Source organism: uncultured Parabacteroides sp., from assembly GCF_902493135.1.
Taxonomy (GTDB): domain Bacteria; phylum Bacteroidota; class Bacteroidia; order Bacteroidales; family Tannerellaceae; genus Parabacteroides.
The window spans coordinates 36137-52160 of the sequence record NZ_CABUOD010000033.1; the positions used below are offsets into that span (position 1 = coordinate 36137).

9 protein-coding genes and 1 pseudogene are annotated in these 16024 nt (G+C 46.8%); 2 read left to right on the top strand and 8 right to left on the bottom strand.

Annotated elements, in window-relative coordinates; all coding sequences use genetic code 11:
- Positions 1-4: 4 nt before the first annotated feature.
- On the top strand, positions 5-2149 hold the full coding sequence (locus RDN79_RS14080) for a S9 family peptidase (protein ID WP_298551277.1): 2145 nt from the start codon (positions 5-7) through the stop codon (positions 2147-2149).
- Between the two features lies 1 nt (position 2150).
- On the opposite strand, the gene RDN79_RS14085 is transcribed toward RDN79_RS14080, so the two are convergent.
- The 8 genes and pseudogenes from RDN79_RS14085 to RDN79_RS14120 all read right to left on the bottom strand — a co-directional run bounded on the left by RDN79_RS14085 (position 2151) and on the right by RDN79_RS14120 (position 12151).
- Entirely contained in the window at positions 2151-2657 is a 507-nt protein-coding gene (locus tag RDN79_RS14085) for a hypothetical protein (protein WP_298551275.1), read from the bottom strand.
- A 106-nt stretch (positions 2658-2763) separates the two neighbouring features.
- Positions 2764-3393, bottom strand: a complete 630-nt coding sequence (locus tag RDN79_RS14090) for a DUF4858 domain-containing protein (RefSeq protein ID WP_308573244.1) — start codon at positions 3391-3393, stop codon at positions 2764-2766.
- 82 nt (positions 3394-3475) lie between these two features.
- A pseudogene (locus RDN79_RS14095) lies at positions 3476-3565 on the bottom strand (TlpA family protein disulfide reductase); the annotation flags it as partial.
- 240 nt (positions 3566-3805) lie between these two features.
- Entirely contained in the window at positions 3806-6196 is a 2391-nt protein-coding gene (locus tag RDN79_RS14100; protein WP_298551271.1) for an FtsX-like permease family protein, read from the bottom strand.
- 40 nt (positions 6197-6236) lie between these two features.
- Complete coding sequence (locus RDN79_RS14105; RefSeq protein WP_298551269.1) at positions 6237-8639, bottom strand: ABC transporter permease; 2403 nt, start codon at positions 8637-8639, stop codon at positions 6237-6239.
- Between the two features lie 32 nt (positions 8640-8671).
- A complete protein-coding gene (locus tag RDN79_RS14110; protein WP_298551267.1) occupies positions 8672-9922 on the bottom strand; it encodes an efflux RND transporter periplasmic adaptor subunit in 1251 nt (416 codons plus the stop codon).
- Positions 9923-9953: 31 nt separating this feature from the next.
- A complete protein-coding gene (locus RDN79_RS14115) occupies positions 9954-11423 on the bottom strand; it encodes a TolC family protein (protein ID WP_298551265.1) in 1470 nt (489 codons plus the stop codon).
- Positions 11424-11836: 413 nt separating this feature from the next.
- A complete protein-coding gene (locus RDN79_RS14120) occupies positions 11837-12151 on the bottom strand; it encodes a helix-turn-helix domain-containing protein (protein ID WP_298551263.1) in 315 nt (104 codons plus the stop codon).
- Positions 12152-13056: 905 nt separating this feature from the next.
- Here RDN79_RS14120 and RDN79_RS14125 point away from each other — a divergent pair.
- The coding region (locus RDN79_RS14125; protein WP_308573243.1) for a DUF6383 domain-containing protein at positions 13057-16024 on the top strand (2968 nt) is incomplete at its 3' end.

Below are 16024 nucleotides of genomic sequence, written 5' to 3' on the forward strand. Positions count from 1 at the left end.
TATTATGAAACGAACGACTTTGTTTATCTCTTGCCTGTGCCTGTTGGCGATGGCGTTCGGTGCAGAAAGCGCCGCTTCGCAGGTGACGCGTGCCGATTATGAGCGTGCCGACACGATCCTGAAATGTTCCGACCGGGTCTATTCTCCCGCTATCCGTCCCGAATGGATAGACAGCTCCCACTATTTCTGGTATAAGAACCATGAGAAGGAGGGAGATTTCTACTATCTTGTCAATGCGGAGAGCGGAAAGAAGCAACGTGCCGCAGATAAGAAAGGATTGGCGGCATTTTTCTCCAAAAAGCAAAAGAATTTGGTCGAATCCCTGCTGAAAGAGGAAGAGAAGAGGCCGGACCGCTGGCGCCGCCGCGGAGAAGCTCCGGCTCCTGTCGTTTCGCCTGATAAGAAATGGGAAGCGTATGTGAAAGACAACAACCTCTATATCTCTCCTGTCCGGGATGAGAAAGAGAAGGATAAGCCGAAAGAAGAGATTGCCCTGACGATGGACGGCACGACTAACCTGCGCTATGATGCCTGGTCGATCATCTGGTCGCCCGACTCCCGCAAGCTGGCGACGGTGAAGGTGCGCGACGTACAGGAACGCCGTATTCCGCTGGTCGAATCCAGTCCGTCCAGCCAAAAGCAACCGATCCTGCAATGGCGCGATTACGCGAAGCCGGGGGATGTATTGCCTGTTTACCTGCCTGTCCTTTTTGACGTAGAGGCACGCAAACAGGTGGCACTGAATGTCGCTCCTTATGAAAACCAGTTCTATCTGAACCTGACCGGTTGGCGTGAAGACAGCCGCGCTTTTACGTTCGAGTTCAACCAGCGCGGCCATCAGCGTTATGTGATTGGCGAAGTGAGTGCGGCCGACGGTTCTATCCGCCATCTGGTGGACGAGCAGACAAAGACTTTTATCTATTATTATAACAACTACCGATACGACCTCGACGACGGAAAAGAACTGCTCTGGATCTCCGAGCGGGACGGATGGCGTCATCTTTACCTGATAGACGGCACGAACGGGCAGGTGAAACGACAGGTGACGAAGGGCGAATGGGTGGTTCGCCAGGTCGATCACGTGGATGAGGCGAACCGGGTTGTCTACTTCACCGCTTCGGGTTTCAACAAAGGCGAAGATCCTTACAACCTGCATTACTGCCGGGTTAACCTGGACGGAACGGGCTTTACCGATATGACTCCTGAGAACGGGAATCACCGTGTGACCTTCTCTGCCGACCGTTCTTATTTTACCGATGTCTATTCCCGTCCCGACCTGCCGCCTGTCAGCCAGTTGAAGCGGACTTCGGATGCGTCTGTGGTTGCCGGATTGCAGAAGTGCGATGTGAGTGCGTTGCAGGCGGAAGGCTGGCAGATACCGGAAGTGTTCTGTGCGAAAGGCCGGGACGGACAGACGGATATCTGGGGGAACATTTATCGCCCGATGCACTTCGATGCTTCCAAATCCTATCCGGTCGTAGAGTTTATCTATGCCGGCCCGCACGATTCGCATGTGGATAAGGATTTCAAGCCGGCCCATCATCTGGTCTCCAAACTGGTGGAACTCGGCTTCATCGTTGTTTCGATCGACGGGATGGGGACATCCAACCGCTCGAAGGCTTTCCATGATGTATGCTGGAAGAACCTGAAAGATGCCGGTTTCCCGGATCGTATCGCCTGGATGAAAGCGGCAGGTGCGAAGTACAAGTACATGGATCTGGATCGTGCCGGCATCTATGGCTGGTCGGCCGGAGGTCAGAATGCGATGGCGGCTCTGCTGTTCCATAACGATTTCTATAAGGTTGCGGTCGCCCTTTGCGGTTGCCATGACAACCGGATGGATAAAATCTGGTGGAACGAACAGTGGATGGGCTATCCGATCGACGCCTCTTATAGCGCCTCCTCCAATGTCGACAATGCTCACTGCCTGAAAGGCAAGTTGCTCCTGATCAACGGCGAACTGGACGACAACGTCGATCCGGCTTCCACCTTGCAGGTTGTCAGCGCCTTGATGAAAGCGAACAAGAACTTCGAACAGCTTTACCTGCCGGGCAAGACACACAGCCTCGGCGGCCCGTTCGAAATGCACAAAATGCACGATTTCTTCGTCAAGAACTTGTTGGGGCAGGAGCCGCCGGAGTGGGAGTAGCCTAACGGTTCTCTATCTCATCCAGCCAGATCTCCAGGCAAACCTGAGGAAACAGCTCCATTGTTTCCTGTACGGTGGTCGATGATTTCATCCGGTTGGCAATCTCGTCTGCCGTATTGGGATAGGCTGTTTCGATCAGATCGTTCAGGATGAAAGAGAAGAAAGGTGGATTCCGCTTTAGATAGCGGTCCATTAACAGATAGCAGGTAGCGGGAGAGGATGACAAGACTTGATTTTTCAAGTCGGCGTACTCTTCCGTTTCCATATACTGATAGGGAGTATTTTCCAATCCCATTTCATCGCACTTGGTGAGGAAGGAATTGAATTTCTCATTGAACAGTCTCTTTTCCGTGCGGGAAGCCATTTTTACCCCTGCGTTGATGCGGGTGCGGAGGTCAGGTGTTACCTTGAAAACATCCGGCTCCGAATAGTCTTCATTATTGCATGCTCCCAGCATGGCAATGATGAAAAATGCCAACAGCGTAGCTAATAGTTGTATTTTTGTCATAATCTGTTTTCGATTAATGTTTCTTGTATAACTATAAGACGTTATTTGACACTGAATTGTTGCAAAATAATACGACTTTTTTTAATAAAGTTATGCTATGGGCTGTTTAGTTCATCGGAGCAGAGGCGGTTACGTGCGTCGTGTCTTTTAACTGTAACGAGTCCTTGCGCAATAAAAGCGTATCCTGTCCGGCTATATCCGGATTATCTTTAGCGAATTTCTTCTTCTTTTTGATGATGTCGGGGGTTGGCAGATTGTTGTAATTCTTCCATGTCCCGTCTCTTTTGGCATTACGTTTGTGTATATAACTCTTTCTGCTGGTCATTTCTGCGAAGTCGAAAGTGACGAAGCCTGTGTTATGAGAACGGTTCATAGGATCGCTTTTCCATGCTTCGAGCATATTCTTGTAGACCGGTAAAAATTTACCGGGAGGAGGAGTGTACAACCAGAAAACGCCGGGAGGCAGGTCCTTTAATGCCTTTTTACGATGGACCGAATCCGTTTGTATGTATTCGGTAAAATCTTTGAGGATGGGCAACGGGGTTACCGGCGACATCTTCATATCGGAAGCCGGTTCATCCAGGTTTAGAAAAGAACCTGATTGAATCGCTTTCATCGTCTCAGGATTCAGTTCCAGCTTTTCTTTGCCGGACAGAACGTTCTGGAGCCAGACTGAATCCTTTTTTGTCCACTGCTGTGCAGATATATAATCGGCGCCTTTCAGACAAATCAACATCACTATAAGTAGCTGTTTGTGCATGTTATATTATTGCATCACCTTTTTGACTCTTGCTTTTAACTCTTCACCTCTCAGGTTGCGGCGTTTCAGCCCGGCACGGTCCGCACCAGCTTGTCCAAAAGTCAACCTGCGTGTGTTTCCCTTTTCCTACATAATCGTCCTGATTCTTGTTGACGAAGCCGGTCAACATGGCTATATAGGCCGGTTCCCATTCCTCAAGCATAAAATTCGTGAAATATTAATGTAAATAATTTATAGAGCGAATATAAAACAACTTATGGTGCTATATGATATAATTAGTGTAATTTGTCTTATCAATTTAAAATGTTAATTGTTTTTGGGATGTGTTGACTTAATTAGTTTTTGCTTTTCTTTTTTATTGTTTTCTTTATACTATCGTATCGTGTTTTTATTCTGTTTTGATTACTTCCGCCGGATTGGTAGCGGCAGCTCTTTTAACCTGGCGGAAAATAGAGAGCAGTACGATTCCGCTGGTGATCAGGAAAACCAACAGGAACAACCATACCGGCAATGTGGTGTGATTGGCGTACGTTTCGAGCCAACGGTTCGTTACTAAATAGCCGACCGGAAGGGCAAAAGCGTTGCCTACTGCCACTAACATGAAATACTCCCGGAAGAACAGTTGGAGGATGTGATAAAACGTCGCCCCGTTCACTTTGCGGATGGCAATCTCTTTCCGCCGCTGTTCGGTGGCGAGACTGACCAGCGAGTAGATACCGAAAGTGGAGATCAGGATACAAACCAGAGAAAGGATGCTAAAGATGGTAAAAATCACTTTTTCCGGACGGTTGAAAATATCGACCAGGTCGGATAGCTCCGTAAACATTTTATTCCGGTTGACATTGTCATTCTGAATATGTGATGTGATCTCACGAAGATGCTCCATCACTTCCTTTTTATGTCCTTTTGCATAGCGTACATAAATAAGGTAAGGACGCTCGAAGTCTTTTACCATCGGATTATCGTAGGTGGTAAAGAACAGCGGCAATATAGGATATTGCATCGGAGCATAGAGATAGTCTTTTATGACACAGCAGACTTTGGCCTGGCTTGCCTGTCCTTTCTTGTATATAGGCCGTTCAAGCAGGTCCGTGTATCCTAATGTTTGCAGGCAAGTTTCATTTACCATATAGCTATATGGGTTTGCATCCGTCGGCCAGTTGCCCGATATCAGTTGCAGCCTGAAGAACGAAAAGAAGTCTTTGTCGGCAACGACTACCGGACTGTAACTATTGGGTTCGGCTTCATTCGGATCGAAACAGAACTGCGAGTAAAAGGAACCGTACCAATCCCCCTGTTCCGTAAAGACCGGAGCGTTCCCGCAGGTGTATGTGACTCCTTCTACATACGGATGATTGGCCATTTCCGGTTTCAAGACGCTCAAATCCGTCTGAAAAGCCGTATCGTATCCTAAATCGACCTGTATGACTCGTTCGTAATCGATCCCTTTGTCTTTTGAAAGGATGAAATGCAACTGCCGGAATAATCCCAGAGAGATGATAAAGAACAACGAACCGATAAATATCTGGACGACTATCAAGCCCTGTTTGAAAAGAGCCGGTTTCCGTATTTTATGCTCCAAAAAATTGCGTATCGGATAATAACAGATAAGCAAGAACGCCAGGATACTGATTCCGGCGAGCGACAGCGTATTGCCGAAAAGCGAAGTCCGTGAAAGGTGGCGACTGACGTTCTCATAGATACCGTACCGGTTCCAGGTCGTATAGCTCTCATAGTAAGGATAGAGGCTTTCGATCAGGCAGAAAGCGATCAGGAAGGCAATCGTCAAAGGGAGTGCCAGTTCGGTACAACCTTTCATGATCATGCTTGTGGTTGAAGCTCCTACACAGAGGTAAGTCCGGTTTTTCTGTTGTTTCCGTTGCTGTTGACCGATAAAAAGGACAAGCAGGTTGATCAGGGCGCTAAGGAAAGCCATTCCCCCGGCCAAAGCCAGTATATGAATATTGCGGATGCGGTCTGTCAATTCCGGATGGCACCGGAGATGTACCTCGGAGGCTGTCAGCAGGTTTATTTTCCAGTTTTTTACCTGTTCGCGATTCCTTTTGTCTTCGGCATGGCTTTTATAGTGCGCCAGTTTGTTCCGTACGTTTGCCGCGTTTGCGTTCTTTTGGAGTCGCACGTAGGTCGTCATGCGTTTGACATGATTGGGCTGGGGTGTCCGGATCAACAGGAAGTCGAACAACAGATCTGTATTATCCGGATAGTCACGGATGATACCGGCTACCGAGGGACGGAGCTTGTCATCCAATACGACTTCCTTGCCGATGCAGTTGGTTGTCCCGAACAGTTTGCGGGCTGTCCGTTCCGTTAAAATGACAGAACTGCCGTCGGGGACGACCCCTTTGTGAGTCCCTTCGATAAAATCCGCCCGGAAAAGGTCGAAGAAGGACTGCCCGCTTTCCATCCCATGCAGTTGGATCGCCTCGTTGTCCTGTTTCAATGTAAAGTTGAGGAGGTTGAATGAACAGGAGACTTCGATTTCGGGGAGCAGCTTGAACAATTCTTCCCGGTCGTTAATGTGTAACTGGTCCAGATCGGCTTGTGTCCCGTTGGCACGCTTGACAAGTCCCTCCGTCGTCAGGCAGTAAAGCCGGTCTGCTTCCGGATGGAATTTATCGAAATGTGTCTCCCACCATAGCCAGTAACCACCTAAGATGAAGGCTGTAAATCCTATGGCCAGACCGATAATGCTGATGATCGATTGAGTCCGGTATTTCAGTAGTTCCCGGAAAGAAACTTTGATATAATGCGATAACATGATCTGTTTGTTTGTTCTGAAATTTTGTTCAAAGATATTTTTATTCCGATTTGATTGCTTCCGCCGGATTGGTCCGGGCGGCCTTGCGTATTTGCCAAATCAAAGTCAGCAAAGAGATTGCTCCCGTAAGTGATAAAGCGATGGCAAATAACCACCAGGAGATGTCGGTCTTGTGGGCGAAATCTTCCAGATATTTGTGGATCGTAAGCCAGGTGACGGGAGTCGCCACGACAAATGCGATTGCGAGCAGTTCGTAATATTTTCGTAATAGCATTTGCATGATGACGGAAGTGGTCGCTCCGTTGACTTTGCGGATGGCTATTTCGCGGTAGCGCTGCTGTACGTCGAACAGGGATAGCCCGAACAGACCTAATGAGGAGATCAGGATCGCTATCAGTGCAAAAACCGTATAGATACTGGACACCTTTTGGTCTTCTTTGTAAATGGCTTTTATCTCATCTTCCACAAAAGAATAGATGAATTCTCCTCCAACGGTTTCTTCATGTAACTTTTGTAGGAAACGGATTGCTTCTTGGCGTTTGCCCGGAACGATGTGAGCTGTCAAACGTTCATAGCGGTATCCTATGTCATAAGCGAAAACGAGTGGAAGCGTTGCCTGAGACAAATGTCCTGTTTGAAAGTCTTTGACTATGCCAACGATGTTGTAAGCAGGGTTTTTGTCCATATTAGGCATGTCGGAACTCCACCATAATCTACTTTCGGGTTGTAACTTAGCTGTTGTAATATCGGTGATGCCGAATATTTTTTTTGCCGTTTCATTGATAATCAAGTTGTATGTCCCGAAATGGTCGATCGAGTCGTTCCAATTGCGTCCTTCTATTATTTGAAGATTGTATATATTCATGTACTTTTCGTCTGTATTGTTATAAATAACCAATTGTTTTTTCCCTTGGAATTCAAATTGTATATGTGGCTCTCCATATTCGTACGGGCTTTCTCCGTAAGCCCAATCCGTGAATAGGGGAGATTCGTTCATCCTTGTCGTAATAATATGGTCGAGTTGTTTTTGTTTCTTGCTTTTAGCCATTGATTGCTCGTATGTATCGTCTAATGCATAATCGCTACGGAGAAATTGGACTTTGATGATGTCTTTCGTACGGTATCCGTTGTCGTAGTTCAACATGAAATGCAGTTGTTTGATGAAAAACAGCGATACGATGATAAGGGCGATCGATATGCCGTACTGGATAACCAGGAATATATTTCTTGAAGCGACGGAATTTCCCCCTCTGTTTATGGATTGCAATGTATGAATCGGTGTCGCATATTGATATTTGAAAAAAGGATAGGAAGAGGTCAACACAGGCAAGAAGACCAACAATATGAGCGCGAGCATAAGGTTCAAATGCCAGTCGTTTGATTGGGAGATATCCCGGCGATCGCTCAGATAATCTTGTGTTAGTTCAACAAATACCCATCCGATAAACAGGGCACAAGCGATAATGAATATATTTTCTATATAGATCTGCCCGAACAGATGCAGTCGTTTTGCCCCGAATACTTTTTTCATACCGAATTCCCGGGCTCGTTTTTGTACAAGTACGGTATAGATATTGGTGAAATTGAAAAGTCCGATGATCAGGATTAGAAAAGTCACGACTGTCAATATCCGGACGTTTGTCTTATTTCCTTTATGAAATAAATTGAAGTCGTGGATTGTACGGTCGAAATAAATGTCTTTCATGGGAAAGAATTGATATCGTTGATAGCGATCTCCCGCTTTCATGTACATGTAATAGTCCAATCGCTTGTTTACCTGTTTCAGGTCGCTTTCCGGATAAAGCAATGCAATGCTTTGAGGCATTCTTGACCATTTTTTCTGCATAGACGTGGAGATCAGGATGTCGAAGTGCAAGGAACTCTTACCCCCCGGATTTCCTATAATGCCTTCGATCGTCACCGGTTGCCCGAATGTGAAAGAAAGGGTTTTGCCGACCGGATTCTCATTCCCGAACAGTTTTTTTGAGAACTCCTGTGTAATTACCGCACTTCCCGGTTTTAGAAGCAACGTATTCCGGTTGCCAATGAGGATGGGGAAATCCAACATTCGCAGAAAACAGGTGTCTACGGCAAACAGATTTGCCGTGAACTTTTTATTCCCATAATAGGTGTCCTGATCCTGCATGGGGATGAATGTGGTGCTTCGTTCTACTGCCCTGTCTTCCAACGGTTCCCTGTAGTCGGGTTCGTGATTCAGATTGAAACTGCCTGAAAAGCGTATCATGGGAGAATTCCGGTATTGGATGGTCGTGAAATAGAGACGGTCCAAGTGTGTGTGGAAATGGTCTTCCGTAGTTTCCTGATAGAGATATCGGGATAGTGTGATGACGCACGCCAGACTCAGCCCCAACCCCATGATGCTGATGGCGCTGTAGAGCCTGAAACGTGTCAGTGATCGTATCGCTAATCGTATTATTTTCATATTCATGTTGCCTTGTCAGGCTTATTTTCCTTTTATTTTAAAATCAACTCTTCCGCATCCCCAAAGGTACTATATCCTGTGACAATCACCTTGTCGCCCGGTTGGAGGCCACCGGTTATTTCGTATTGCTGCGGGTTTTGACGGCCGATGCTGATCGGTGTTTTCCGGGCTTTCGTGCCGGATTCGTTCAGTTTATAGATCCATTGGCCGCCGGTGGTCTGGAAGAAGTCGCCACGCGGGATGACGAGCGCCTCTTCCGGCTGTCCGAGTTCGATCTGGACACGGAAGCTTTTGCCGATGCGTACGTTTTCCGGGCTTGCTTCCGTGAAGACCAGGTCGACGTCGAAGTTACGGTCTTTGACTTCCGGGACGACTTTGGTGATCCGGAGCGGGAACTTCTTGTTTTGCCAGGTGATGGTGGCGGGCAGGCCGGTGGTGATCCGGTCGATGTAGTATTCGCTGAGGGAAGTATGGATCTTGAACTGGTCGAGGACTTTGATCTCGGCGATCGCTTCGGTGCTCTGTACCTGTTGTCCGGGAGTTACTTTGACAAAACTGAGCTGGCCGGAGAGAGGTGCGCGAACGACCAGATCCTCCATGCGTTCCCGGGCGCGTTCGAACTTCTTACGTTCCCGTTCAAGATCGTTTTTCATCAACTCCCGGCGCAGGATCGTGGCTGCACTGTCATGGCGCAGACCTTCCAGTTGCAAGGCTGTGCTTCGGGTCTTGTAGTCGAATTCGTCCCGGGCCACTTCGAGCTGTGCTTTGCTTTTGACACCCATGTTGAATTCCTCTTCGTCGAGTGCATAGCTTTTTTTGAGCCGGTTCAGTTCGTAAGTTGTCTGCAGGGTTTCCTGTTGCAGGTCGATGCTTTTCTGTTCCATCTCGATCTCTTTCTCTTGGTAAGAGATCAACTGCTTTTCCCATTCATCCTGCTGGTCCTCGATGGTGCGAAGAAGATCGGGATTGCTGAGTGTCAAGATGGTATCGCCTTTGTCCATCATGGTCCCTTCTTCTGCTATGATCCGGTCCACGCTACCGGCTTCACGGGCGTTGATCTGGATGGTGAGGATCGGTTGCACGACTCCTTCGACGTCTACATATTCCAGGAATTTGTCGCTTGTCGCCTCACCTATGATCAGGTTTTCGGCCTCGGTACGGAGTTTCCTGCCACCGGAGGCGGCGATCCCGACATATACGAGAAGGGCTATGAATGCGATTCCCCCGGCGATATGCCAGCGGTAACGGTAATAAACGGGTTTCTTTGCAATGGGCTTGTCCATGTATGATGTATGATTTATAATTTATGAATTGTCAATTGTTTAAAAGGAGTTCGTAGTCTTCCGTGATCGGGATCAGCTTCTCGAAATCGTAACCGGTCAGGCTGCGGAGGCCGTAATAGAGATTCCAATAATTATATAAAGCCGCGATGTAAGCACGTCGGGAGTTGTCTTTTTCGGCTATGGCGGCATTGAGGTCGAGAATCGTCGATTTGCCCAACAGGTAAAGCCTGCGTGCCACATCGTTACGGCGTTGGGCCGTTTGGTCTGTTTTATAGGCTATGGCGACTTTTCCGGCCTGAATGTTGAACTGTTTGACGATCTTCGCTACGTTCAGTTCGAAGTCCATCCGTTCCTGCTCCAGTTCGGTGTAGACCTTGTCGCGGTTGCTTTTGGCCACTTTCACCCGGCCTTTTCCTACGCCCCAGTCCAGTATCGGTATGCGGATGCCCAATGTCACCAATTGCTGGTCCATCGGGTCGCGGTAGGACTCTTTCAGCTTTTCGTTGCTTTGCGTCAGACCGAACTGTGCGTATAAGGCGGCTTTAAAACCCCGGTTGGCCTTTGCCTCGGCGACGTTGCTTTCACTTTGCAGCCGGCGGCGTTCGAAAGCGCTGATATCGGGGTTGTTCTGGAAAGCGAGTTGCATGGCTTCGTTTACATCGACCGTGAAGTGAGGGATGCTGTCGTCGGGAATCACGACCAGGGTGATATTCTCGGAAATACCCAGATAGCTGCGGAGCGACTGGATATAATCGTCGACCTCGATTTGTGCGTTGAGGCGGTTTGTCTGTTCGGTCAGTTTGTTGAGTTCCAGTTGGAGCATTTCGTTTTCGGTGATCGTTCCGATATTGTAACGTCCTTGCGCATACCGGTAAAGCGTGTCGGCGTATGCGAAATTATAGTTTGCGATTTCCAGCGAGGTCTGCGCCGTTGCCAGGTTGAAGAAGCGGTTGGTCGTATAGGCGGCAACCAGTTCGAGCGTCTCGACGTAGCTCTTTTTGGCCTCTTCGTATTTGATCGGTTCGATGCGGCGTTCCCATTTGAGGTCGTTGAAGCCGAATAAGTCTTGTTCGTATCCTACGACGACCGGAGTACTCTTGTAGGACGAGACATTGTCGGTGAACATATCCAGCCTTTCAAGTCCGGTTTTCAATAAGACCTTGCCACCTGTAAGGGCAATGTTCTGTTGGATTTCAAGTCCGGCATCGACCGAGAGCTGGTTCCGGTGCACGAATTTGTCGCTGCCGTCTTCCAATGTGACCGACTGGATGGAACGGTTCAGGCTCGGATCGGATGTGAGTGTCAGGCTCGGTAGCTGTTTTGCCCGGAACGAGCGCCAGTTCCAGTAAGAAGCCCTGAAGGCGTGACGGGCGGCAATCGCTTCAGGAGAATTGCGACGCGCCATTTCGATCGCTTCGCTCAATGTCAGCGTAAGTGTTTTCTGCGCCCGGAGCTGGAAGGGGAACAGAAGGAGTATCGCTATGTATATCGTGTGTTTCATGACAAGAATGAAGCAAATAATATGCCATTCTTGTAAAAGCTTGGTACTGATGTGAATAGGGAAATCAAGTTATGGGAACAGGGTGCTAATCCGCACAATCCGCGTGCGGATTAGCACGGAATATTCAGCCTGGAACGGTATTAAAGACGATAGGCTTCCCTTTACGGTTTTGCAGGATTCTCTGTCACTCTATCACACTTTGCTTTATAGGCGTTGATAAATAGGATGTACAAGGAGTGATACATGCCGGATTCATGTATCACTCCTGTGTCACACTTGTATCACCACCTCAGATTGAAACGGGTAGCCGGTATTGTTCCAAAAGCAGCGGGAAGCGTATCTATATAATACCGGACTTTCGGGTGGGAAACCGCATGTGCTGTCCCTTTATACCTTGCCATCCATGCTCTCAATCATAATTTGCTCCTCCGTACTCTTTTAGGTATCAGTTTCTCGATTTTCCGGAGTGCCATAGGCGGCATCGGCAGTTCAGGCATAACCTCCCCGATACGTTGCTCCAGTCCGAGGACACGCAGCAGGGAGATAAAGTTTCCCAATGTCAGGTTTCGGTTCACGCCTTGCTCGAAATGGCTGATAGTCGCCTGACTCACGCCTGACTTTTCCGCCAGTTCCTTTTGGCTCATGCGTGCGGCCAGCCTGTAATCCTTCAACCGCTTTGCCAAAAGCAGCAAGATGTCGCTGTTTGTAGTATGCTCCGCTTGTTCCATTATTATTTATTTGTTGCTACTTATCTGCAAAAATAGCAATAATTATCTATATATAGATACCTTCCGCCTCTTTTATCGGACAAAGACTCCGCTCTCGTCTGCGAAACTCGCTTCGCCCAAACAGTGCAGGCTCCTGCCGCTTCGTCTACGTCCTTCGCTTGACGCCCGTCCGCTTAGGTCTTTCTAACCATTGCCCTTTTACTTTCATGAAGTTTCCTTACTGGGAAACTCCCGTTTCCTACCGAGGAAACTTGCGTTTCCAGCATAGGAAACTCTGGTTCCCTGCAAGGGAAATTTCCGTTCCCTTCAGAGGGAAACTGTAATAGGTTGATTATCAATATTAATCAACACGCTGTCTTGGGATCCGTTTTTTTACTTCATTCAAAGTATATCAGGTACTTGTATTTTATCCCTAAACCAGGTGAATATGTTGTCCAAAGGATATTGTTTTGTCCTGTAACCTACATATTTTGGAAAATTACGAGTGTTTTTTCTTGTCGATTCGGAAAACCTATTTACCTTTGCAACGATTCCGTAGTGGGCGGCGGCTCACAGGGCGCGGGGTCAATTACATATTGTAAGCATTTTACGGAGATTATTCCTAACATGAAAATCTGGAAAATTTTTGAGTTTAGCGGAATAATGGACAGTAAATGCTTGCGCTGGTTACGTATAATTTTGTCTACCATTTTTATGGGAGGATTGTTATATCGTATAAGGCGCGGGCTTTTGTTCTATTATTGCTAAGCGGGCTTTTCCAGATGCCTCATGTTTGATAATAGACAATTGACCCGCGTTTTTTTATGCCCGTTCATAATCATTCGCGGGGAGTTGTTTTTCCCCTTCGTAAAATTAGTTGTTGGATTTTTAAACACTATTTTATTAACAATTAATTTTTAATGATTATGAACAAGAGATTTTCTACTCTTTTGGCTGCCGCTCTGGTAGCCGGTAGTTTGTCTGCAAGTGCTACCGCCCTGCTGGGGGCTGGTACTGTGGCGAAAGGCGGAGACAGTAACACTGGCGCTGCTGCTACATTTGTTCTGGGCGAATATTATTATTTGAAAGGGACGAAAGCTGGTATTACAGGTGGTGTTGAGTATCTGACTTATCTGAAAGGCAAAGTCATCGTGGATTCTTTGGCTGTGGTAGACGATGCTGACTTGACAACTTCTGAAGCTACAGACCGTGCTTTATGGAAAGTGGTTGAGGTTAAAAATCCGGCTACAGGCGCATTGAGCCATTGGACATTTGAGAACAAGTACACAGGAACATTATTAGCTGATGGTTCTGTCAATGCGTTTGAATGGATTGCTGGTGTACCGGCTGCTAATAATCCTGCGGATGCTGTTGCTGCAACGATCCTGAAATCTACTCAAGGTCTGGATTTGACGAAGGGGGAACATTATGAGTTCCGTCAGGTTATTACTTTGAATGAAAAGTATGAAGAAAAAGGTGCAGCAGGTGGTGCAGGAACTGTAACGCTGGATGAGCTGGATTTAGACAACAAAGGTACTAAATCTTTGCAGCTGGTTAAATTTAAAGGTTCAGTTGTTGTTGGTGCTTGGGATAATACGACTGTGATTACTGCTGATAAGACTATTTCCGGTATTATTTCTGCAACAACAGCCAATGCTGCTATTACTGGTGCTATTACAGCAGATAAGAAAGTAACAGTTGCTGCCGGTACGAAAATCGTATTGAATGTAAGTGGTGCCAATGATGGTTTGACTGTTCAGCCTTTTATACCTGATTATACAATGGCTTTGACAGCAACACAAGGTTCAACTCCTGGAACTTTAGCAAACGTTATCGCTCCGAAAAAGTTCACAAGCTTCAAATTTACAGGCTTGGAGTCTTCCGGAACAAATGTTTTGGCTGCTAATGAGTTTGAATATGTTCAGTTAACGGTAAAAGCGTATGAAACTGCAAATAGTAGCACTGTTGCTGGTACATCTTCAACTGCTACAACCATTGATGTCCTTCGTGCCAAAGCAAAAGACGCCCAAGGTCGTGCTTTGTATTTGCGTGTAGATACTGCTAAATATGCCGGTGGTGACTATTTCAAACTGAAATTGGATACCCTGACGAAAGACGGTAATGACATTGTTGCCGCTCCTAAAGCCGTTATGCAGTCTTATGCTTTCGGCATTGCTTACGATTATGCAGCTGACTCTGTTTCCATCTATCCGAAGTTTACATTGGCTAAAGCAGCTGATCCTGCAAGCTGGTCTGATTCTGCAACTGTAACGATTGCTACAAATGCTGCTACAGGTAAAGTTCTAGCTATCAAACAATTCTCTACAGCAAAAGAACTTACAGTAGTTCCTGTTGCAGAAGTTTCTAAAACTGCTAAATACACTTTCGGCGATATCACGCCGGGCGGTGGCGTTGCTTCTTTCGAAGATGGCGCAAGCTATTATATCCAGCGTGCCAACAAGGCTGCCAACGTGGCTAACGGCAAGTTCTACGGAAATAGCTTCTATGGAGATGCACAGTATGCCGACTCTGCTTACTATCTGCCGGCTACACAGTGGACAGTAAAAGAAATTGCGACAGGTTATTATACAGTGAAAAACCGTGAAACTGGTGCTACATTAACAGGCGTTGATGCAACTAATGGTTCTATTTTCTACACTGGTGAAGGCGATGTAGTTGCTGTTGGAAGTGCAGATACATTGTCATTTATCAAAGTTCCTGCTCAGGCAAACGACAAATATCTGGGTTACCTGAACCTGGAAGAAGAAGATTATCGTAATAATGCTTACTCTATCAGCTTCACAGATTATAACGACATCACGACTTATGTCAATACGGCTGACTCTGTATTGAAAGCATCTGATGAAAGCGTATATTTCAAACTGTCTCCTGTTCCTGCAATTGAAAAAGGCTTTGGTGCTGATACATTGGTAAGAAGCGCTTATTACATCTCTGATAGAGAAGGTAAGAAGTTCATTGCTTACAACGATGCCAAGACTGGCTATAAGTTGTCTGAAACGGCTGAACCTGTTAAGTTCCTGTTCAGAAACGTAGGTGCAAATACTTATTCTCTGATCGACTCTGTTGCTGCTTTGGCTGATTCCAAAGAATTGATCATCGACATCAAGTCCGGTGCCGTAAGACCTGTTAAAGTGGGTTCTGCTGTTGCTAACAACGCATTCGATATCCTGGTTGAACCGGCTCCTGAATATGTATTGGATGCTAAGGGCCACTACAACATCGAAAACCTGCGTGGCGATATGTTGGCTGCTGATGCAGAAGGTTTCGGTATGTTCCGCAAAGAGGGCGAATTGAAAGCTGCTTACGAAAAAGCTGATTTCGCTCTGTTTATCGATACTGCTAAAATTCATGCAATTGAACCTTCTTACTTCATCTTGTCTGGTGCTAAAGCAGAAGAAGGAACTTCTGTATTGGAAGGAAACTTCTTGCGTGTGATGTCTGACTCTATTGATGTAGAAGGCTACAAAGCTGCAAACGGTCTGATCCGTCTGGCATTTGTTCCTGCAAAACGCTTTGCTACAAGCGATTCTCTGTTGGTAAACTATCAGAATGAAGAATTTACTAAGGAAGATAGCGTAGGTTACAAGGGCAAACAACCTGGTATCGACCAGTTCCAGTTCAAAATCCAGTACACAAATACTGACGGTGAATATATCGTAGAAAATGCAGCCGGTTATCTGGCTACTTACAACGATGTTCTTTGCTTGACTTCTGCTAAAACAGGCAGCCAGTTGATCAAATTGACTTCTGTAGAAGCTCCTACCGCAAACGAAGGCGTGGAGGTATCTGAAGTAGCCGTTATCGCAGGCGAAGGCCAAGTAACCATCGCTAACGCTGCCGGCAAGAAGGTGGTCATCAGCAACATCTTAGGCC